Consider the following 22,236-nt stretch of genomic DNA (forward strand, 5'->3'; position numbering starts at 1 on the left):
CTATTGTGGTTTAGCCTGGTTTCCTGGTTTTGGCTTGTTGTTGCCTTCTTCGCCCAGAATATTAACCGGAGTATTTTCTTTTACATTTATCAATGGCTCGGCAACCACTTTGGTTCCGGCTGGCAGACCATCAAAAATCAACGTTGTTTCGTTGCGTTTTATCACGTTTATTTCACGTTTTTTCAGTTCGCCGTCGATAACAGCATAAACAGTACTTGAGTTAAAAACCGCACCGCGTGGAATCTCCATAGCATCGGCAATTTTTTGTCCGGGGAAAGTAACCTCGTAAACCTGACCCGGAAGAACTTTGTCGGAGTCAGCCTGGCCCACCTGTACAAAAATGCTTAGCGACTGTGTTTCGGCTTCAACAAAGTTTGATTTACGCACAACCTTGCCGGCAATTTGCGAATCGTCGAGATTGGAATGAATAAACACTTTGTCGCCAATTTTAATCCATTCGCTGTCTTCGTTCGGAACCGGAACTTCAATTTCAACATGATCGGTACGGATCATTCGTGCAATTTGTCCGCCGGTGTTTACATACGATCCGGTTTCGTAATTTACTTGAGTAAATGTTCCGTCGAAAGGTGCATAAAGTGTATGACGTTTTAATCTTTTTTCGTCTTGTTTAATACCGTAATATTCGGTTAATACGCCCTGGCTGGCTAAAAACACTTTTAGTTTTTCGTCTTTTACAACCGGCATTTCAGGCAGGTCCTGATCCAAATCGATAGCTCTGAAAAATGTTTCGTAAGCATTTAGCTGATTGGGAAAATCAACTTTCATGTCGGGTAACAACGATGTCATTGTTGTTAAAAACTGAGCTTTGCGTGCTTTCAACGCCAACTCCACTTCGTCTTTGTAAATTTCGGCAAGCAACTGGCCTTTTTTAAACGATGTACCTTTACGAAGTACCACAGCACCCGGTTCAATTTTTCCCGATGCTTCGGCAACCAGCAACACTTCGCTGCCCGACACGGCACGTCCACCGGGAAGGGATAGTGGCGAAGTAATTTCTGTGTAGTTAACTGTTTCTACTCTAACCGATCGTTTCATCTCGATATCGGGCCTTTTTGGCTGCTCCGGTTTCATTGAAACGAACAGTTCTGATAATGCCGCCGCTCCTCCTAAAAGAACAATCAGGGCAACAACAATAAACGTAATTTTTCTCCAACTCATGGCTATTTTGTTTTATTTGAATTTTTCAATCATAGGTTTATTTGGACCGTAAAAATCATCAATTTTTTTTTGTATCAAATTTTATTTTGTGAAAACTACACTTTGAACGGTTAACATTTAACTTCTTTACACCCCAAATAAGTAATAACAGAGACCTTTCAGCTTAAGCATGGTTTAATATGAATAATAACTTTTTTACATTAGCAGAAACACTAAAAAATGTAAGATGTTTACAAAGAGTAATTTCCGAGAGTTTGAAACTTTATTACCCGGTGTAGAAATGCGGCCACTGGCATTTGAAGAGCAATCGATTTTATGTGAATTTATACTGCAAAAAGGCAGCGAATTGCCGTCGCACAGCCATCCGTACGAACAAACCGGCTACCTGGTCTCCGGGAAATTAAATTTTCGTATCGACAAAGAATGGTTTGTTGCCGGGCCCGGCGACAGCTGGTGTATTCCTTCAGCTGTTGAGCACCAGGTTGAAGTGCTTGAAGAGGCTAAAGTTTTGGAGACATTTACTCCAATTCGTCCCGATTATTTGCCGGATGAAAATGTAGACTGAAGAACTAAAAAATCTCATTAAACAATACGTATCGATTTTTTGAGGGAGGCATTGATTTATATGGGCAAGGAAAAACCTAAGTGATAAAATTTAGGGTTTTGCTTAAAAGAAATGCTAACTTTGCAGGCTTGTTTGCGAGAAGCATAGAAAACAGATGCAAATACTTGAATTTGATACGGTTGTAATAGGAAGTGGGCTGGCCGGTTTGTCGGCCGCTTATCACTCTTCAAAATACGGACGCGTTGCGATAGTTACCAAGTCGCAACTTGATGTTAGTAATTCATATTATGCGCAGGGTGGAATTGCGGCAGCTATGGCCGATGAGGATTCGCCCGAGCAACATGCACACGATACATTGGTTACCGGACGTGGCATTTGCGATCACGATGCAGTAGAAGTGCTGGTGAATGAAGGCCGCGAACGCGTGCACGAATTAATCGATTTGGGCATGCAATTCGACAAGGAGAACGGCGAATTTGTGCTGGGTCTGGAAGGCGGACATACCAAACGTCGTATTTTGCATGCCGGCGGCGATGCTACCGGAAAAGAGTTGACTTTGTTTAAACTGCGCCTTATTCAGGAGAAAAAGAATGTTGAGGCTTTTGAGTTTGTGGCAGCGGTAAAACTGCTGAAGCACAATAACGCCATTGTCGGAATTCAGGCTTACGATTTTAAAACCAACGAAAATATCATATTCAAAACCAAAGCTGTAATTGTTGCAACCGGTGGTTTGTCGCGGGTTTTTGCGCGCTCAACAAATCCACATACCGCAACCGGCGATGGAATTGCGCTGGCATACGATGCCGGTGCGCGACTGGCCGATCTTGAGTTTGTTCAGTTTCACCCGTCGGCTTTATACCTGCCGGGAAAAGAAGCTTACCTGATCAGCGAAGCAGTTCGTGGAGAAGGAGCGTGGCTGTTGAATGCAAAGGGCGAACGTTTTATGAAAGACATTCACCCGCTGGCCGAGCTGGCACCGCGCGACGTAGTTGCCTACAGCATTTTCAGACAAATACAAAAATCGGATCAGGATCATATCTTTTTGTCGTTAAAACATTTGGATAAGCAAAAGATCAGGAACCGATTCAAAAATATCGACAGGCATTTAAAAGAATTTGGTTTCGATTTAACTGCAGATAATTTGCCAATTGCGCCAGCTGCACATTATATGGTTGGTGGAATTCGTACCAATCTCGATGCTGAAACAAATATTTCGGGCCTTTTTGTTTGTGGCGAGGCCGCATCAACCGGGGTGATGGGCGCCAATCGTTTGGCAAGTAATTCATTGCTCGAGTGTTTGGTTTTCGGGAAACGTGCCAGCGAAAAAGCAGCAAAATTGGTAGCGTCGGAGCATTTGATTGAAACACCTGAGCCAGTTACGCTGGATGAAAATAATGAGCAACTATTTCTGGATTATCAGAACGAGTTGGCACAAATTATGTCGAAAAAACTGGGTATTGTCAGAAACCGTGAGGACCTTGAAATGGCACTCAGCCGGTTTTCTGAAATTGTTTCAGAATTCGACAACACTAAAAACGAATATAATTTAATTAAGATCAGGAACATGTCGGTCATCAGTAAACTCATTGCGCAATCGGCACTGGTTCGCGAAGAGAGCCGCGGCGGGCATATCCGGGAAGATTTTCAGAAGGAGAATCCTGATTTTAAAACACATATTATTCAACAAAAAAACAAAAACATTGAGTTTGAACCCATAAGAAAGTAAAGCTATGATGGATGAGAAAACATTAAAGTCGGCCGAAGTTTTATTCGACATGGCTTACGCCGAAGATATCGGCGACGGAGACATAACTACCAACAACCTTATTGATAGTAACGATGTAAAAACTGCACAGTTTGTAGCAAAAGAAGAAGGTGTTGTTGCCGGTTTAGAGGTAGCAGAAATGGTTTTCAGAAAATTCGACAAAAACCTTGAGTGGAAGGTATTTATGCGCGATGGAAGCCATGTTGTTCCTGGCGATGTAATTGCCGAGTTTAAAGGTACCTACCGTGGATTATTAACCGGCGAAAGAAAAGCGCTTAACTTTTTGCAGCGTTTGTCGGGAATTGCCAGTTATGCCAACCTTTGTATGAAGGAAATTGAAGGTACAAAAGTAGAGATTCTGGACACCCGAAAAACCTTACCGGGATACCGTTACTTAGATAAGTACGCGGTTCGTATGGGAGGTGCTTCGAATCACCGTTTTGGATTATACGACATGGTAATGATTAAAGACAACCACATTCAGGTTGCCGGAAGCATTACAAAAGCTGTTGAAGCTATTCGCAAACGAATTCCAAAAAGTATTAAGATCGAAGTGGAAACCACTACTATCGACCAGGTAAAAGAAGCACTGGCTGCCGACGTTGATATTATCATGCTCGACAATATGCGCTCGTCGATGATGAAAGAGTGTGTTGATATTATCGATCGTCGTGCAAAAATTGAAGCATCGGGAAATATGACCATCAAGCGTATTCGCAAAGTGGCACATACCGGTGTCGACTATATTTCGATTGGTGCATTGACACATTCGGTAAAAGCACTCGACATCAGTCAGCGTATTATTGATTAATGAATCTTGTAATAGATATAGGCAATACACGAACAAAGTATTCGGTTTGTACTAAAAACGAGGTGGTGAAAACGGTATCGGTTGATACCTTTTCACCTTCTTTAATCGGTACATTAAAACAAGAATACGAGGGGCTGGATAGAGCAATTCTTTCGTCGGTAAAAGATTATCCCGATGAATTAAAAGTTGCGCTGGCGGAGCAGTTCAAACTGTTTATTGAACTGGACGCTACAACGCCTTTGCCTGTTGAAAACTGTTACGAGTCGAAAGAGACATTGGGAAAAGACCGCATTGCGGCAATTGTAGGAGCGTTCGAGCTGTATCCCGAAACGAATGTTTTGGTTATTGATGCAGGAACAGCAATTACCTACGATTTGTTAACCGCCGAAGGAAAATACCTGGGCGGAAATATTTCACCTGGTTTAGAGATGCGTTTTAAGGCATTAAACCAGTTTACAGGAAAACTTCCTAAAGTAGAAAAGGGAGTTATAAAAGAACTAATCGGAAAAACAACCGAGCAGGCAATTAGAGCCGGTGTACAACACGGGATGGTGTTCGAAGTAGACCACGCAATCACCTCATTTAAGGAAAATTATAATAATTTAAAAGTTATTATGACCGGGGGCGATGCCGAATTTTTTGATAACAAATTAAAAAATTCTTTCTTTGTAACCTTTAATTTAACCAGCATTGGTTTAAACCGCATTTTACAACATAATGGGGAGACAAAGTAGAGTAAGTTTTTTGATCGCCGGGTTACTATTTATCCCGGCTGTATTGTTTGCACAATTTAATAATAACACCACATCGCCATATTCGCGTTATGGTCTTGGTGATTTGCAACCCTATTCGCTCGGACGCTCGTCGGCAATGGGAGGAGCAAGCCTTGCAAGCAGGTACAACATGCAAATAAATGCGGCCAACCCCGCCAGTTATACATCGCTTGATTCGCTTAACTTTATATTCGAGTTTGGTATGGAAGGCAAATTTGCCAATAACCAAACAGAAACCACAAGCATGAAGACCAACGATGTCAACTTCAAGTATTTTGCCATGAGTTTCAGAATAACCAACTGGATGGCAACAAGCTTAAGTTTAACGCCTTATTCAGATGTAGGTTACTATGTAACTTCTGTTGCCGATATTGAAAATGTGGGTAACGTTTACAACACCTACTACGGAGCCGGAAGTATTTCGAATGCCCGTTGGGGACTCGCTATCGAACCGATTAAAAATATATCGATAGGTGCCAACCTGAATTACCGTTTTGGGCAATTAAACCGAAATACCGAAGTAACTTTTGCCGATCCGTCATTTTATAATGTACAACGGTATTCAACAGTTCGTATCCGCGACTTTGGACTGGATTTGGGGGCGCAGGCAACTCTGCCACTGAAAAATGATAAAAGTTTAACATTTGGACTTGTGTTCGCCAACTCGCCCGAATATACCGACTTTGTATCGGATATTATTCAAAAGAACTTATCGTACGGAGGTGCACTGGATCAGGACACTTTACTGTACCGCGAAGAAGACGAGGGAACGATGACTTTCCCAATGATGCTGGGCGGAGGATTGTCGTTCGCGAAACAAAATGTGTATGAAATAAATGTAGATTACTACCACGAAGGATGGGCCAGCGCCGAATTTTTAGGAGGCAAAAGCAATTTTTTAACAGATTTAAATAAATTTGCGATTGGGGCTGAGTGGATTCCTGATAAGTTTTCGATCAGAAGTTTTATTAACCGTGTTGCATATCGCGCAGGTGTAAAATACGAACAAACTTACCACACCTTTGCCGGACAGCATATAAATGACTTTGGCATAAGTTTTGGGGTGGGTTTACCACTGTATCGCTCTAACTCAACACTTAATGTAAGTGCCGAGTTTGGACAAAGAGGGACAAAAGAGTATAATTTAGTACTTGAAAAATACGCCAAAGTGAACGTAAGTGTTAGCTTACACGACTTGTGGTTTATGCAGCGAAGGATTGAATAAAATTCAAAAAAAGAAAAACAAATAAAACTCATTATGAAAGCTATTTTACGCATATCTCTTTTAATCGCGGCAGTTGTAATGGTCGGTATTACAGTTGCACAGGCGCAAAGAGTTATTAAAGGAACTGTTTACATTGACGGAGAACCGGCAGCTGGAATTACTGTTGAAGCCCATAAGGGTGGAGAAATGATGACCAGTTTTGATGGTAAGTATGAAGTTGAAGCTGATGCCAAAACAAAATACATCAACTTTACTTTTATCGATGAAAGAAAAAGATTAGACATCGAAGGCAAAACCGGCGATGTGTTTGATTTTGCATTTAGTGGAAGTCTTCCATCAGAAGGTGGAGATGTAGAAGAAGAAAGTGGAGACGTTAATCTGAGCACTTTGGATGAACTGATTAAAGCACAGGACAGAGATTTCTTAAATGAACTTTCTTTGTACGGTGAATTCTATAAGCAACAAGACTATAAATCAGCTATCCCACACTGGCAAAAACTGTATAACAAGTATCCTAAATCTACCATGAACCTTTACATTCATGGAGCCAAGATTTATGAGCATCAGATTGAAACTGCCAAAACCGATGCTGAGCGCGATAAGTACATCGATTTGTACATGAAATTGTACGACAAACGAATTAAATACTTTGGCGACCGTGGTAATGTATTGGGTCGTAAAGGTACATCGTGGTTAAAATATAAATTGAGCCAGGACCGTGATAAAGCACCAGAAGGTGAGGCTTTAAAAGCAATTCATAAGTCGGCTTACGAGTGGTTGTCAGAATCGGTTAAGCTGCAAGGCGACCAAACCGAACCACCTGTTCTTTTAGTATATATGCAAACAACCGTTGCCCTTTTCAAATTGGGTGAGCTTCCAAAAGAGCAGGTTGTTAAGAATTACGAAGAAGCTACTTCAATTGGTAATGCAATTGTTGCTGCCAACGAAGATGCTGATAAAGTAAAACTAACACAGGAAACAGTATTGCCTTATATCGAAAATGTATTCGGAAAATCGGGTGCTGCTGATTGCGAAGCTTTAATAAATATCTACGAACCACAATACCACGATAATTCAAACGATGCTGATTTTATCAAATCAATGTTACGTCGTTTGGGAAGAGCCGGATGTACTGAAACTGAACTTTTTGGTATTGCTACCGAGCGTTTGTACGAACTTGATCCTTCAGCAGAGGCCGCATTTAATATGGCTCGTCGTTTCCTGAAAAAAGACGATGTTGAAAAAGCAAGAGAATACTACCAAATGGCTATCGATCAGGAAACTGATGATAAATTGAAAGCCACTTACCACTACGAGCGCGGTTTAGTTCGTTTTTCAAAAGACGGTAACTATGTAGGTGCACGTAACGATGCAAGAAGAGCACTTCAATTAGATCCTGATTTATGTGATGCAAACATGTTGATTGCAAACATTTATGTTGCAGCTTCACAAAAATTTGAAGGATCTTCAATGGAAAAATCAGCTGTATTCTGGTTAGCATGCGACTATTTCGCAAAAGCACGTCGCAGCGAAGACTGTTCAATTGATGCAGCAGCAGACCTTAGAAAATACCAGGCTTATTTCCCTAACAAGGAAGAAGCATTTATGGAAGGTTTGCAAGAAGGTTCTACCTATCACGTAGGAGGTTGGATTAATGAAAACACAAAAGTTCGCTTCTAAAATATTGCAACTAATAAAATTGACTCGTATTGCAGTTCCCGTGTTGGGAACTGCAATACTTTTCTTTGCTTGTCAGAAAAACGACATTGACAAGATAAAAGCTTTTAGTTCCCCCGAAAACTTGCCGATTTTAGAGGCAACAAATTTCGAAACTATCTCCACCGATTCAGGTACGGTTCGCTTTTCGCTTAAAGCCCCAAAATTACTTCGCTTCGAAAACGATGGCAAAACTTTTCACGAGTTCCCCGAAGGTTTATTACTGATTAAATACGACGAGAACCACAAAATTACCTCCAGTATTGAGGCCGATTACGCCAAGGAATTTATAAAAGAGGAAAAGTGGGAAGCCAAAAATAATGTAATCGTTACCAACGAAAAAGGCGACTCGCTAAAAACCGAGCACCTGATTTGGGACGAAAAAAACGAAACGATCTTCACCGAAGAATATGTGAAGATTATTAGCGCTGACAAAATTATTACCGGAACAGGATTAACGTCGGACCAGAATATGCAAAACTGGAAGATTAAAAATCCGAAAGGCGTTATTTATGTGGAGGTAGATAATAAAAACCGGCCCGAACAAACCGATAGTAACATTCAACCGGCCAAAGCCGAAACTAACGATCCGGTTATATCAACAACACCACCAAAACAAGCTGTAAACTTTAACTAGCTACATATGAACCCATATTTGCTGATTCTGATAACGATCATTCTCTCGGCCTTTTTTTCAGGAATGGAGATTGCTTTTGTTTCAGCGAATAAACTGCGCCTCGAGCTCGACAAACAATCTGATCCGTTTAGCTCAAAATTACTCAAGTTTTTAACCCGAAATGGCGGTCAGTACATTGCAACAATGTTGGTTGGAAACAACATTGCGCTGGTAGTTTATGGTATTGCTTTTGCTGCAGTTCTCGAGCCGGTTCTGCTCAGTTCTATTCAGTCCGAATCAGTGGTTTTACTCCTGCAAACAGTAATCTCAACGTTTGTAATTTTACTGTTGGCCGAGTTTTTACCCAAAACATTATTTCGCATTTTCCCCAATTCGTTGCTTAATGTTTTTGCCTTGCCACTGGCCTTTTTTTATGTGGTATTTTTCCCGATAACACGTTTCTCGATGGGCATTACCAATTTTCTGTTGCGGAATGTTTTTAATACCGAACCCGGCAACGAAGATAAAAACAAGGTGTTCCGCAGGATTGACCTTGACGAGTTTATTAAAGAGAACGACCGAACAAGTACCGAACATACCGAGCTGGTTGAAACCGAGATCAAGCTGTTTAAAAATGCGCTCGATTTTTCGAAAATAAAATTGCGCGAGGTAATGATTCCACGTACCGAAATGGAAATGATGGAAATCGGTACATCGATTGCCGATCTGCGGCAAAAGTTTGTAGAAACCGGTTATTCACGAATTCTGATTTTTAGCGAAAGCATCGATAATATAATTGGATATGTGCACTCTTCCATGTTGTTTAAAAATCCGCAAACCATCGATCCGTTTATAAAAAATGTGTTGATTGTGCCCGAAACCATGCCGGCAAATAAATTGCTGAGTACTTTTATTCAGGAGCATCGCAGCATTGCAATTGTTGTCGACGAATTTGGCGGAACAGCCGGAATGGTAACCAGCGAAGATATTCTGGAAGAAATTTTTGGCGAAATTGAAGACGAGCACGACGTAAAAGATATTGTTGAGAAGAAAATAAGCGACACCGAGTTTATTTTTTCTGCACGTGCCGAGATCGATATGCTAAATGAAAAGTATTTTCTCGATCTGCCGGAGAATGAAGAGTTTGAGACACTTGCCGGATTTATTCTTTACAACTACGAAAGTATTCCGAAAGTGAACTCGGTGATAAAAATCGAAAAATTCCAGTTTAAAATCCTAAAGGCAACCAATACGAAAATCGAATTGGTAAAACTCAAGCTTCTCGAGGATTAAATTCATAAAACACGTTGTAGTTAATGTGCTGAAAATCTGATATTTCTCAGGTTCTTACCCGCGTGGGCAAAAAATATTCGATATTGGAGGTAAAACAGTTAAAATTATTATCTTCGTAGCTCGAAAAATTCAAACGATTTTAGACAAAAAATAACTGTAAATCAATGGCAACGTTACAAAACATTAGAACGAAAGCAGGATTGTTGGTAGCAATTGTAATCGGTTTATCATTGGCAGCATTCATCCTTGGCGATTTGTTACAAGGAGGTTCGTCGATGTTTCAGAGAAACCGCTTAGAAGTTGGAGTAATTGACGGTGAGTCAATTCAATATCCTGAATTTCAGCAAGAGGTAGAAGAATTAGGGGAGATTTTCAAACAAAACTACGGGCAAAATCAGTTAGATGATAATACCTGGGCACAAGTACGCGAGCAAGCCTGGCAACGTAAAATTGCCGAGATCGTAATGGGCGAAGCTTACGACGATCTTGGAATTGAAGTTAGTTCAGACGAGTTATTCGACATGCTCCAGGGATCAAACCCACACCAAATTGTTCGCCAGATATTCAGCAACCCGCAAACCGGTCAGTTCGATCGTACTGCAGTGGTTCGTTTCCTTAAAGGTATGGAAACCGGTGCTGTATCTCCTGAAGACCGCGCATCGTGGTTAAACATCGAGCAACAAATTGTTGAAGAGCGCACTCAGGGCAAATACACCAATATGGTAGCAAAAGGTATGTACATTACCAGCGAACAGGCTGAAGCAAGCGCAACTGCCGGAAACAAATCGGTTAATTTCGATTACATCGCTTTGCCACACAGCACTGTTGCCGACGATGAAGTTACTGTTACTGAAACTGATCTGAGAGATTATTATAACGCTCACAAAGAAGATTACGAATCGGAAGCCAGCAGAAGAATTGAATACATCGCTTATCCGGTAGAACCATCGGAAAGAGATTTTGCTGAAGCTGAAGAGTGGATCACTGATATTAAATCGGATTTTGAAGAAACTGAAAACACTATTCAGTTTGTTGATACCAACTCAGACATTAGCTTTAACGATGTTTGGGACAAAAAAGACGACCTTCCGGAAGCTGTTGGTAACTGGATTTACGACGAAGGTGCTGAAGTTGGTTCTGTTTACGGTCCGTACAAAGAAGCCGAAACTTTCACTTTGGTAAAATTGTACAAATCGGAAATGATGCCCGACTCGGTTGAGGCTCGTCATATTTTGTTACAGGTAACTACTCAAGCCGAGTTGATTGCTGCACAGCAATTGGCCGACAGCTTGAAAACAATGATTGAAAACGGAGCTGATTTCGCTGAGCTGGCACGTACCAATTCTTCTGATCAGGGTTCTGCAATCAACGGTGGAGATTTAGGTTGGTTCCAGCGTGGTCAAATGGTGAAACCTTTCGAAAATGCAGCATTTAACAACACTACTGACAGTGTAACAATTGTTGCATCGCAATTCGGATTGCACCTGGTACAAACTACCAAGCGCGGAAAATTGACTCGTCAGGTACAGGTTGCTTACCTTACCCGCAACGTTGAGCCAAGCACAAGAACTTACCAGAATGTATATGCAAAAGCCAGTCAGTTTGTAGGTGAAAATCCAACTGCCGAAGCATTTAACACTGCCGTAAGCGAACAAGGTCTTACAAAACGTGTGGCAAATGTTAGCGAAAATCAACGTACAATCGTTGGATTGGAAGATGCTCGTCCGCTGGTAAGAGCTGCTTACGAAGCCGACGTTAACGATATTCTGACCAACAACCAGGATTCGCGTATTTTTGAACTTGGCGACAACTTTGTGGTTGCCATTTTAGCAAGCGAAACTCCAAAAGGAATTGCTCCTTTCGATAACGTAAAAGCACGTGTTGAGTTAGCAGTAACTAAAGAGAAAAAAGCTGAAGTGTTGGTAGAGAAAGCAAAAGCTGCCTTAAACGGCGCTGATTTAGCTGCCGCTGCTGCCACTCTTGATACTGAAGTTAAAACAGCAAATGCCATTAACTTTAACTCTTTCTCGGTTCCCGGAATCGGTTTAGAGCCTGCAGTAATTGGTACTGTTGGTGCACTTGCAGTTGACCAGGTATCAGCTCCAATTGCCGGAAACAACGGTGTTTACGTTGTAATGCCAACTTCGGTAAACGAAGGTGCCGGTGTCGACGTAGCTGCTGAGAAAATGCGTTTGGCACAAACAAATACTTACCGCGTAGGTTCGGAAGTATTTAATGTATACCGCAACTCGGTAGAAATTGAAGACAAAAGAGCGAAATTCTATTAGTAGATTATCGCACAACGATATTAAAAGCCGTTCCATTTGGAGCGGCTTTTTTGTTGGAATTTATCCAACCCGTACCGGGTTGTCTGCAATGTTTGCAACATTGCTATTATAATCGAACGCCTACTGCGTTCTTTAATCCATGCCAGCTAATCCGGTACGGATTAGATTGTAGTAACAACGGCGGAAAATACCGGATAAAAACCCGGTACGGGTTTGATCGTGCTTAGATGAATTTTTATTGCTGGCCGAGATCTGCCTTTCGTCTTAACCCGGCGCATCGCAGTGGTTATTGGATAGCGCCCCTTTTAGGCTGGATTTTTTAAATACTAATAGCGCTGAAAGTGCGTCGTAATTTAGCCCGGGGCAAAGTAATTCCTTGAATTACGACGCCCCGGGCAATGATGGCAGAATGTTAATCGTCCGGCGAAGAAAGTTATTCAACGCGAAGTCGTTTTCCCGGACGAAACAGAACCAAAGTATCCGATTACGAAATGGCGTAAATCTCAAGAGTAAAACAAATCGGGAAGAGCAATCTTTTGCGATATTATTTCAAGTTAACATTAGCTGGTGTTGAGGACAACCACCCCCAAAGTTTGCTAATTTTGTTAGCCATATTAAGCCCCTGCCTCTCCGTTAAATAATTTGAAATGATAAAAAATAAACTCTTAATCCGGATCATTACATTCGGTATTGGTCTTTTTGTAATGGCTTTTGGCGTTGCCTTATCGGTTAAAGCCGATTTGGGCGTATCTCCAATCTCATGTATCCCCTACGTTTACAGTATTAAAATGCCTTATACCCTCGGCCAGCTAACCATTGTTTTTAATATTTTCATTATGCTGCTGCAAATGGTTGTTTTGCGCAAAAACTACCGTTTATTCCAGCTGGTTCAGTTGCCGGTTGTGTTTGCCTTTGGCTTGTTTATCGATTTGGCCATGAACATGCTTTCGTTTTTAACTGCCACCAATTACGTTTTAAAAGCATTTTGGTGTTTGTTGAGTTGTGTGATTTTAGCTTTTGGTGTTTTTCTTGAGGTGAAAGCCAAAATTACTTACCTGCCGGGCGAAGGACTGGCAATGGCAATAGCCGATACGTTTAAAAAGGAATTTGGGAAAGCAAAAATCGGTGTCGACAGTGCCATGGTTGTTCTCGGAATTATTAGTTCTTTCGTTTTTCTGCATCAGCTGCTGGGAATTCGCGAGGGAACAGTTGTAGCTGCCATTTTGGTAGGTTTTATTGCTAAATTCTATAGCCGGAAACTGCAGTTTATCGATGATTGGTTAAGCGTAAAAGAAACTAAAGCAGAAGTGGGCGAGCATACAAAAGAGAATCTGGTTATAACTATCTCGCGCGAATACGGTAGTGGCGGACACGAAATTGGAAAACGACTGGCAGAGCGGCTTGGTATTGCTTTTTATGATAAAAACCTGATTGCCCTCACCGCCGAACAAAGTGGTTTTACCAGCGAATACATCAGCCGGAATGAGCAGAAATTGGCTCACTCGCTTTTGTTCGAATTGTACGAGCAGAATTATGCCTATGTAAACGAAAAACAACCACCGCTCGACAGTTTGTTCCTGGTGCAGAGTAAAATTATACGCGATATTGCCGCAAAAGAACCGTGTGTAATTGTGGGCCGCTGTGCCAACTTTATATTAAAGGAAAACCGGAAGTGTTTTAACGTTTTTATTCATGCCGATAAGGACTATCGGAAAAATAAAATTACGGAAGAATACGGTGTTCATGCCGATGTAACCGATCACGAGTTGGAGAAAACAGATCGCGAGCGCGGCAATTACTGTTTACATTTTACCGGTAAAAACTGGCGCGACGCTGCCAACTACGATCTTACGGTAAACAGCTCGTTAATGGATACCGATACAATTGTTGATACCATTGTATCGGCTATTGAGCGGAAAAGCAAATAGACACAGCTGCCCCTGGTTGCAAAGAGGGGCAGAGGAGAATTAGGAGGATTCAAACATTTATAAGAAACATGTTATGAAAAGAATACGACTCCGTCGGAGTCGAATAGGATATACGAATGATTGGGCTATAGATACGCGATGTCGCCGGCATCAATAAAAAAACCGACCCACCCAAATAGGGCAGACCGGTTAACCTCACAATTATTTGCCGGCAAGCAAAATATTTTTGTTTATTCCGTGTCGTCGTTATTTTCTTCTTCGTTATCGCCGCCGTTACTTTGGCTTTGTTTAGCCGCAGCATTGGCTTCGCTAATGTATTGCGATACTTCGGCCACTACCTCGTCGATACCGCGCTGATCGTCCATTACCGTCATGGTATTCAGAATATTTTCCAGCAGGTCTAGCGATGTTTTCAGGTCTTTAAAGGCCTCTGCATCGTGTACGGTGTCGTCAACCGAGCGGGCAGCACTGCGTTGTGTGGCTGCGGCCACATAAGCCTGGTTGTCGGTATCTAACTCGGTAACCCAATCGTTAGTGTTAGTTGTTATTAGGTGGGGGGCATTTTCTGGTTTGCGCAAATCGGCGAGCAAACTTTCGGTGGCTGCGGTTTGTTTATCGCGGGCCATATTATATAATTTCAGATCATTTTTCACAAACTCAGACCAAAGCGTTTCGCAGGCAGTGCGGTAGGCTTCGTTTTGGCGTTGAAGTCCGGCTTTAATGTGGTCGCGCAACGAGCGATAGGTGTTATCGCGGCGCAAATCGGCTGCTGTTACAATTTCGGTAAGTGGTTGTTTGGTAGTGCTGCCAATGGCCTGCAGAGCGGTTTCAACCTGGGGCTGAAAACGGGCAAGCAGAGCAATAATCATCTGGCTTTCGGGAAGTTTTGTACTTATTAGTGTAACGATTTTTTGAACCAAAGCAGTTAATGCTGCCAATGTGAAATAGGAGTAACGAATTTTTTCTAACATGATTAAACTATTTAAAGGTTAAGAGAATAAGTATGCAATTTACGGTCATTGGTTCAAAAAGTCAATGGTTGGCATAATTTTTTTATTATAAACATTGTCGATATAAGAGTTTGCTGATTTTTCTTTTTCCGACGGCCGTCGACAATCATCCTGATAATTGGTTTTTATCCCGACAGCTGTCGAGCTTCTTTTTGAAAGTTAATTTTTACCTCGACGGTTGTCGAGGTGTATCCTGAAAGCGTATTTGCATGTCGATGGCTGTCGAGTTGAAAATCAGAAGTTTCTTTGCATGTCGACAGCAGAAATTATCTATTTTGAAATTTTATTTACTTGCCGACAGCTGTCAGGTTAAATTTTGAAACTTTTTTTGGGTCTTGACAGCTGTAGAGCTCCATCTCAACGTTTTTTTTCTTGCCTACATTTGGCGGGAAACATTTTATGTTAATAGTTTTTACCACCTAACTCCCTGAAAACTAAAAATTATAATTAGATTTATTGCACCAAAGATTTAAACCGTGAATACGCGCCCTGAAATAACAACTGCAAGTAACATTTATAAAATTAGATATTGTAGGCCTAAACCTGATAATAATTCCGGTATTTGGGTGTATTGTACGGTTTTTCCTTACATATAAACTAGTTAGCACCAATTTTAACAGAACTAAAATGGATACAATCGAATTTCATAAATCTACAACAAAAGAACTTCTAGCAATTAAAGACAGGGTTAGAAACTTAGTAAATCATTGGGGTGAAGATGGTCGACATCAAGAAGCTGTAATCAAAACGATGATTCAAAGATTTCTTCCTGAGAAATTTAAAATAGGGACTGGCTTTATTGTTAGGCAAACCAGACAAAGAGGTAATCACCAACCTTCAAAACAAATTGATTTAATAATATATGATACTTCATTTCCTATACTATTTAGGGACAATGATTTTGTTATTCTTACCGCCGACTCTGTTTTAGGTATAATCGAGGTAAAAGCAAATGCCACAAATCAAGGACTAGAACAAATTGTAAAAAAAGCAAATGAAAATGGCAAGTTCATTTTTGATGCAAGAACAGATAAGACAAAGTCACTATTTAATGGAATTTTTTCTTACGAATCGACTATTGGTAATGTTGATACAATTTCAAATAATATTAAAAATCCTTGGGATGAGTTAGAAACAGAATCAAATAGACAATATTTCGGAGTTAATCATATTTCCCTTAATCAAGATTGGTTTTACAAATTTTGGGAACATGAACATATTGATGGCAATCCACCGCATTACCTTTATAAAATTAAAGAGCTTTCATTTTCATTTTTTATTTCCAACCTAATGGACTGGATTGGAGGAACGTCTGTAATCGAAAATAGTAATCTTTGGTTTCCTATAGATAAGTCAATTGAAGTTAGAAAACGATTTTAAACTAAATCATATGAAATATATTCAACCTACTGTTTATGCCAAGTCCTTTACTTGCCCACATTGTGGGACAATATCAAAACAAAATTGGTGGTATCGTAGATGGGATGGCAATCAAGTAAATCACAATCCAGAAGAACACATTTTACGAATTGGAACTTGTGACCATTGTAATAAAAACACTATTTGGGTTAAAAACACGATGTTTTACCCAGACAACGGAAATGCTCCGTTTCCTAATCCTGAAATGCCAGAACCAGTATTAAGATTATATATGGAAGCCTCTGCAATTCATATTAAGTCTCCAAGAGGAGCGGCAGCACTCCTTCGTTTATCAATTCAAGTGTTAACAAAAGAACTTGGAGAAGAAGGAAAGAATATTAATAAAGATATTGGGAATCTCGTGAAAAAAGGTTTGCCGGAAATCGTTCAGCAATCACTTGACATAGTGAGAGTGACTGGAAATGATGCTGTTCATCCTGGACAGATTGATACTGATAGTCAAGAAACTGTTGGACAACTTTTTGATTTAGTTAATATAATTATTGAATACATGATAGCCTTACCTAAAAAAGTTAGTGGCATCTATACTGGATTGCCAAAAGATAAAATGAAAGGCATAAATGACAGAGATGGGAAATAAAAAACTGGTGCTAACACGTGGTATAAGGCATGGCTGGGTTCGTGCGGATTCGACAAGTCGAATCTCGTCCCAACCTCAGTTTCGGTCGGACTGGTCAGACTCTCGTCTGACCGCCACGACCTCATACCACCACCGTTGAATAAAAATAAACCCAAATCAAATTATGGAATTAAAAAAAGACCTGTTAGCCAAACAAAAGAAAACAACTTTTAGAATAGTTCTCGGGATACTATTTATCGTTTTTGCAGGGGCATGGCTTTTTATAAGAATCGCTGAAGATGAAAAAATAAGAGTGTTCGACTGGGGGTATTCCATCGTTTTTATGCTCAATGGAATATTTCATATCTATAGCGGTTATGGATACAACATCAATGCTTTGTTTGGTAAAGCTTTTATTTTAATCAACAACGAGCTGATTTCGATAAAAGCCCAATTCAATAAAAAGGAAGAAACCGTTTATTTGAGCGACATACAATTTATCGACTTTAAATACCACCAATTAACAATCAAAAAAACCGACGACACCAATTTGAAAATTGACCTGACGGACCTTGCGTTTGATACCCAAGGCGAGATTAAAAAAATACTTGCTGAGCTGTCGGAAGACAAAAATATTAGTTACCGTGCTCAGTAAGGCGTAATAGAACAGGTGTTTCTTGCCGGGCGAGCACCCATAATCGAACTATAAACAACACACACCCTTTCGCTTTTTTGTGCATCATTCTCGCCAAAGAACAATTCGCAGGAATTGATGTTTGAAAGCTATTGCATTCCAGATTTGTATTTTTATATTTATCGCGATAGCTATAAAAACAGAAAAGGCAAAGACTGAAAAAACGCAAAAATACCCGGGAAAATCATGAATGAATTTACAAGATCGATACTGTTATTACTCGTTTTATTAAATCCGTTTTTGGTAATCGTTTATTTAATCGACATTGTTCAAAAGCTCGATAATAAGCAGTTCAGGCGGGTATTAGTTCGTGCAGGACTTATTTCGTGTGTTGCTTTCTGCAGTTTCGCTGTGCTGGGCGACCGGATTTTCTCCGATGTATTTCAAATTCGTTTTGCCTCGTTCCAGTTGTTCGGAGGTATTGTTTTCCTGCTCATTGGTCTGCAGTTTGTTTTTCGCGGGCCTACTGCCATCGAGATATTACGCGGCGAATCGAAACACATTGCCGGAGCCATTGCCATGCCGGTTTTAATTGGTCCGGGAACCATTAGTGCCAGTGTGGTTATTGGTAAACGTAACGATATTTTAATCTCGTGCGCATCTATTATTGTAGCGGTTATGCTGTGTATTCTGGTTTTGGTGTTTTTGAAATTTCTGCACGATGTAATCCGTCAAAAACGCGAAGAACTAATTGAGCGCTACTTTGATTTAGCCGGACGTATTACCGCCCTTTTTGTTGGTTCGGTAGCCATTGAAATGATTATGGCCGGTGTAAAATCGTGGTTGAATTTGCATTGGAGTTAATCTCAGCAAATCTCCACCAAACGAATATCAAAACTCAAAACTGCATTTGGCGGAATTTTATTACCCGTTCCTTTTCGTCCCCAGGCCAGGTCGGCAGGCACCCAGAATTTATAACGGCTCCCCACGCTCATCATGGGTAATCCTTCCTGTAGTCCCTCGATAAGTTCTTCTATTTTAACTTCGTCGGGCTGGTTTTGGCGGTAGGTATCTTCCAGTATTTTGCCGTCGAGCAGTAAGGCGCGCTGATGTATTTTAACCGTATCAAAAAGCCCGGGTTTTGGTCCTTGCTGTTCATCAACAATTGAATATTGCAAACCACTGGCGGTTTCTAAAACACCGGTTTTTTGTTTGTTGTTTTGCAAAAAATCTTCACCCGATTTCCGGTTGTTTCCGGCCGATCCTTTACTACGTGCTTTTTTCTCTCTGCGTGCCATGTTACTCTTTCATTATTAAGAACTAATACAAAGTAAATGAAAATCAGAAAGTAAGTTTTAAATTTTGCGGCTGAAGTTCTATATTTGGGCTGCTTTTAATACATATTTACTTTTAAACCAACTTGAACCCGATAAGGAGGACTAAAATGATACTGCGCTGTCTCACCATTTTTTCACTTTTAATTTGTTTTGCATTTAGTAGCGTTTCGGCTGCCGATAATCCGGAGAAAGACGTTCGGATAAAAAGTCGTGGATCGTTGTCGTACAACAAACGCGATTCCAAAATTAAGGTTTACATCGAAGGCGTTCGGCTCGACATGGACTACATGCGCCGCAATATGCGTTTTGCCGATTTTGTGAACGATCCGGCCGTTGCCGATGTACACATCATTATAAATAACCGGGTGAGCGGTTCGGGTGGTATGGTTTATTCGCTGATGTACAACAACCTTACGTTCGAGAATTTTAGCGATTTTACCATAACCTGCACTACACTTGCCGACGATACAAACGAAGAGGAACGTCAGAAACTGAAAGATGCACTTTCGTTAGGATTAATGCCTTTTGTAAGCCAGACAAAAGCATCGGATCAGCTGAGTTTCCGTTACCGTGGCGACGCAGAACCCGGACAAGTAGAGCTTGTGGAAGATCCGTGGCACAACTGGACTTTTAGAGGTGATGTTAGCGGCCGTGTGAATCTCGAAGAAAGCAAAAAGAATTATAACTATTCGTTTAATGCGCGTGCTGATAAGGTTACCGAAGAAATCAGGATAAGGAATAACGCACGTCGCTCGGTAAATACACAGAAATACACTTCCGACGGAGAAGAGTACCGTTCGGATAACACTTCAACGTATGCCTCGTCGAGTGCGGTAAAAAGTTTAACATCGCGTTGGTCGACAGGTTTGTTCGGAAGTTTTTCCAACAGCAATTACCGCAATACCAAATACTCGATGTCGGTAAAACCTGCAGTGGAGTATAATATTTTTCCATGGGACGTATCGGACCGAAAAGTGTTTACCATTGCCTATTATATTGGTCCCGAGTGGATGAAATATTACGAGGAATCGATATACGACAAAATGGAAGAAAGCCTTTGGGAGCAGTCGTTGCGATTGGATTTGCAGATTGTGCAAACCTGGGGCGAAGTAAAAGCCGGATTAAATGCTACAAATTATATGCACGACTGGACCAAAAACCGGATTACTTTCGATACCGATTTGTCGGTTCGTATTATTCGCGGGCTTTCGGTGCGAATGGGTTTTACGGTTGAGAATGTACACGACCAGATTTATCTGCCTAAAGGTGAAATTTCGTTGGAAGATTTGTTGCTGAATAAGGTGCAGCTGCCTTCAGCTTTCGAAGTAGGAGCTAACGTGGGAATCCGTGTGCAGTTTGGTTCAATCTATAATAATATTGTGAATAACAGGCTGTAGAGTTAGCTACGAGATTCGAGATTCGAGTTGCGGGCTGATTGTTTTTGAAGTCGAAAATCTACATCAATCTCATTCAATCTGCATCAATCTTTCTTCACTGTCGCAATTACAACCACGCGTGTTGCCATTTGAAATCCATGTTGTTTCAAGGCTTTTTCTATTTCAGGAATTTGCTTTTTCATATCGTGGTATTCCGGCTTGTCTTCAATTTGGCCGAGCATTTCGGTTAGCTTTTCTTTTCGCTCAGCAATTTCTTCAGGCGTTGGTTCTACGCGATCTTTTTCATTGTTAAAGGCTACGCAAATTTCCAATCCTGCTTTTTCAACCTGCTCCAGAATTTCGGCGCGGGTGAATGTTTCTTTGTGGCAAACTCCTTTCAGGCGATCAACTGTACTACGAAAATGATGCATGCTTTTGTGCACTTCCTGTGCCGGATTCAGGTTATCGCTAAAAAGCTCGTTTACAATAATCCAACCACCCGGTTTTACCACACGTTTCATTTCGTTGAAAGTTTGCTGAACATCCGGCAAGTGGTGCATCGCCATCGAAATACTTGCAGCATCGAAAGTGGAATCCGGAAAATCCAGTTTTTCGCCGGTCATTTTCATACATTGCACATCGGGATGCATTTTTGTAGCCTCTTCAAGCGATGTTTTGTCCGGATCGATTCCGGTGAATTTCGTATCACTGAACGTCTCCTTTAAAACCGAAATAAAACTCCCGGTTCCGGTGCCAACATCCAAAAGGGTGCTGACTGTTTTGTCCTGAAAAAATTGGTGTAGTTGTTCCATCAGATCAAGAGTAAAAATGCCGACAGGGCGGTTACGATTATTACAGCGGTTCGGTAGAGTTTATCTGATATTTTTTGTACCAGTTTTATTCCGGCAAAAGCACCGATCGCGATGGCCGGTAAAAGCATCAGGTCGAGCGTGAGTGTATTCCAGTTAATGGTTTTCCACACGAAAATATGCAAGGGAAATTTCGAAAAATTAACGATCAGGAAGAACCAGGCTCCGGTACCAATGAAACTGTTTTTTGGCAAATGCATGGCCAGCAGGTAAATGGCAAAAATAGGACCGGCCACATTACCGATCATTGTAGCGAAACCTCCTAAAATACCCATCATTGCAGAGAACCACCAGGTGTCGGGGAACAGGTTTTGTCCTTTTTTGCGGTCGCGCCAAAGCATAAGGCCAATACACAGAAATACCAAAATGGCGATTATATTTTTAAACCAGGTATCGTTTACCACTTCGCCAACCCACAGCGCAATGCCAATTCCTACAAAAGCCCACGGAAGTAGTTTCCACAGGTATTTCCATTCGGCATGACGGTGGTAATAACCAACGCCAAAAAGATCGGCCATCATTAACATTGGTAGTAAAATTCCGGTGGAGGCTTTTCCTCCAAAAATGAGTGCCAGCGCAGGAACAACCAGCATTGAAACGCCGGGAACGCCAACTTTCGACATGCCAATCAGCATGCCACACACCGCTAATAAAATCCACTGAAGCGTAGAGAAGTCAAGTTCGAGCATAGCAAAAAAGATAAGTTGCTAATGTAATAATAAATATGGAACAGGGCAGAAAAGAAAAGGTCCCGCGGGAGCGGGACCAGTCTAGCTAACAATTCGAAGGTAGATCGTACCTCCTCAAAAAACAAAAAACAAAAACCATGTTCAAGGCCTAAGCCTCACTTTC

The 22,236-nt window shown here is 41.1% G+C and carries 20 protein-coding genes; 15 read left to right on the top strand and 5 right to left on the bottom strand.

What is annotated here, in order from left to right; genetic code table 11:
* Positions 1–1,179 (bottom strand): efflux RND transporter periplasmic adaptor subunit, encoded by a 1,179-nt coding sequence (locus QZ576_RS18205; RefSeq protein ID WP_297099682.1) that lies wholly within the window; start codon positions 1,177–1,179, stop codon positions 1–3.
* 226 nt (positions 1,180–1,405) lie between these two features.
* On the opposite strand from QZ576_RS18205, the gene QZ576_RS18210 reads away from it, so the two are divergent.
* From QZ576_RS18210 to QZ576_RS18255, 10 genes are all read left to right on the top strand, one after another.
* Positions 1,406–1,744: a cupin domain-containing protein gene (locus tag QZ576_RS18210; protein WP_297099684.1), complete on the top strand. Its 339-nt coding sequence runs from the start codon at positions 1,406–1,408 to the stop codon at positions 1,742–1,744.
* Between the two features lie 154 nt (positions 1,745–1,898).
* Positions 1,899–3,470, top strand: coding sequence for an L-aspartate oxidase (gene nadB, locus QZ576_RS18215; RefSeq protein ID WP_297099686.1), 1,572 nt, complete (start codon positions 1,899–1,901; stop codon positions 3,468–3,470).
* A 4-nt stretch (positions 3,471–3,474) separates the two neighbouring features.
* On the top strand, positions 3,475–4,320 hold the full coding sequence (nadC, locus tag QZ576_RS18220) for a carboxylating nicotinate-nucleotide diphosphorylase (RefSeq protein WP_297099689.1): 846 nt from the start codon (positions 3,475–3,477) through the stop codon (positions 4,318–4,320).
* On the top strand, positions 4,320–5,054 hold the full coding sequence (locus tag QZ576_RS18225) for a type III pantothenate kinase (protein ID WP_297099691.1): 735 nt from the start codon (positions 4,320–4,322) through the stop codon (positions 5,052–5,054). The genes nadC and QZ576_RS18225 overlap by 1 nt, the downstream gene beginning before the upstream one ends.
* On the top strand, positions 5,038–6,318 hold the full coding sequence (locus QZ576_RS18230) for a hypothetical protein (protein ID WP_297099693.1): 1,281 nt from the start codon (positions 5,038–5,040) through the stop codon (positions 6,316–6,318). The genes QZ576_RS18225 and QZ576_RS18230 overlap by 17 nt, the downstream gene beginning before the upstream one ends.
* A gap of 33 nt (positions 6,319–6,351) precedes the next feature.
* The gene (locus QZ576_RS18235; protein WP_297099696.1) at positions 6,352–7,998 is read left to right on the top strand and encodes a hypothetical protein; all 1,647 of its coding nucleotides are present in this window, start codon (positions 6,352–6,354) and stop codon (positions 7,996–7,998) included.
* A 4-nt stretch (positions 7,999–8,002) separates the two neighbouring features.
* Positions 8,003–8,671 (top strand): LPS export ABC transporter periplasmic protein LptC, encoded by a 669-nt coding sequence (gene lptC, locus QZ576_RS18240; protein WP_297099697.1) that lies wholly within the window; start codon positions 8,003–8,005, stop codon positions 8,669–8,671.
* A gap of 6 nt (positions 8,672–8,677) precedes the next feature.
* Positions 8,678–9,943: a hemolysin family protein gene (locus tag QZ576_RS18245; protein ID WP_297099699.1), complete on the top strand. Its 1,266-nt coding sequence runs from the start codon at positions 8,678–8,680 to the stop codon at positions 9,941–9,943.
* A 164-nt stretch (positions 9,944–10,107) separates the two neighbouring features.
* The gene (locus QZ576_RS18250; RefSeq protein ID WP_297099700.1) at positions 10,108–12,231 is read left to right on the top strand and encodes a peptidylprolyl isomerase; all 2,124 of its coding nucleotides are present in this window, start codon (positions 10,108–10,110) and stop codon (positions 12,229–12,231) included.
* A 647-nt stretch (positions 12,232–12,878) separates the two neighbouring features.
* The gene (locus tag QZ576_RS18255; protein ID WP_297099701.1) at positions 12,879–14,159 is read left to right on the top strand and encodes a cytidylate kinase family protein; all 1,281 of its coding nucleotides are present in this window, start codon (positions 12,879–12,881) and stop codon (positions 14,157–14,159) included.
* 230 nt (positions 14,160–14,389) lie between these two features.
* Here the strand turns inward: QZ576_RS18255 and QZ576_RS18260 are convergent, their stop codons facing one another.
* On the bottom strand, positions 14,390–15,130 hold the full coding sequence (locus QZ576_RS18260) for a DUF6261 family protein (protein WP_297099702.1): 741 nt from the start codon (positions 15,128–15,130) through the stop codon (positions 14,390–14,392).
* A 666-nt stretch (positions 15,131–15,796) separates the two neighbouring features.
* Here QZ576_RS18260 and QZ576_RS18265 point away from each other — a divergent pair.
* The 4 genes from QZ576_RS18265 to QZ576_RS18280 all read left to right on the top strand — a co-directional run bounded on the left by QZ576_RS18265 (position 15,797) and on the right by QZ576_RS18280 (position 18,666).
* Complete coding sequence (locus tag QZ576_RS18265; RefSeq protein ID WP_297099704.1) at positions 15,797–16,549, top strand: DUF6602 domain-containing protein; 753 nt, start codon at positions 15,797–15,799, stop codon at positions 16,547–16,549.
* Positions 16,550–16,559: 10 nt separating this feature from the next.
* Positions 16,560–17,189 carry a DUF4145 domain-containing protein gene (locus QZ576_RS18270; protein WP_297099705.1) on the top strand — a complete coding sequence of 210 codons (630 nt, stop codon included), beginning with the start codon at positions 16,560–16,562 and terminating at the stop codon, positions 17,187–17,189.
* A gap of 163 nt (positions 17,190–17,352) precedes the next feature.
* Complete coding sequence (locus QZ576_RS18275) at positions 17,353–17,823, top strand: hypothetical protein (RefSeq protein WP_297099707.1); 471 nt, start codon at positions 17,353–17,355, stop codon at positions 17,821–17,823.
* A 225-nt stretch (positions 17,824–18,048) separates the two neighbouring features.
* Positions 18,049–18,666: a MarC family protein gene (locus tag QZ576_RS18280; protein ID WP_297099709.1), complete on the top strand. Its 618-nt coding sequence runs from the start codon at positions 18,049–18,051 to the stop codon at positions 18,664–18,666.
* A 2-nt stretch (positions 18,667–18,668) separates the two neighbouring features.
* Here QZ576_RS18280 and QZ576_RS18285 read toward each other — a convergent pair whose 3' ends face one another.
* Positions 18,669–19,100: an FKBP-type peptidyl-prolyl cis-trans isomerase gene (locus QZ576_RS18285; RefSeq protein ID WP_297099711.1), complete on the bottom strand. Its 432-nt coding sequence runs from the start codon at positions 19,098–19,100 to the stop codon at positions 18,669–18,671.
* A 146-nt stretch (positions 19,101–19,246) separates the two neighbouring features.
* On the opposite strand from QZ576_RS18285, the gene QZ576_RS18290 reads away from it, so the two are divergent.
* A complete protein-coding gene (locus QZ576_RS18290; protein WP_297099714.1) occupies positions 19,247–20,536 on the top strand; it encodes a hypothetical protein in 1,290 nt (429 codons plus the stop codon).
* An 83-nt stretch (positions 20,537–20,619) separates the two neighbouring features.
* Here QZ576_RS18290 and QZ576_RS18295 read toward each other — a convergent pair whose 3' ends face one another.
* Both QZ576_RS18295 and QZ576_RS18300 read right to left on the bottom strand, forming a co-directional pair.
* Positions 20,620–21,327: a class I SAM-dependent methyltransferase gene (locus tag QZ576_RS18295; RefSeq protein ID WP_297099715.1), complete on the bottom strand. Its 708-nt coding sequence runs from the start codon at positions 21,325–21,327 to the stop codon at positions 20,620–20,622.
* Positions 21,327–22,073 (bottom strand): sulfite exporter TauE/SafE family protein, encoded by a 747-nt coding sequence (locus QZ576_RS18300; RefSeq protein ID WP_297099716.1) that lies wholly within the window; start codon positions 22,071–22,073, stop codon positions 21,327–21,329. The genes QZ576_RS18295 and QZ576_RS18300 overlap by 1 nt, the downstream gene beginning before the upstream one ends.
* Positions 22,074–22,236 lie beyond the last annotated feature (163 nt).

Origin of the sequence: uncultured Draconibacterium sp., from assembly GCF_913060805.1 — a bacterium.
Taxonomy (GTDB): Bacteria; Bacteroidota; Bacteroidia; order Bacteroidales; family Prolixibacteraceae; genus Draconibacterium.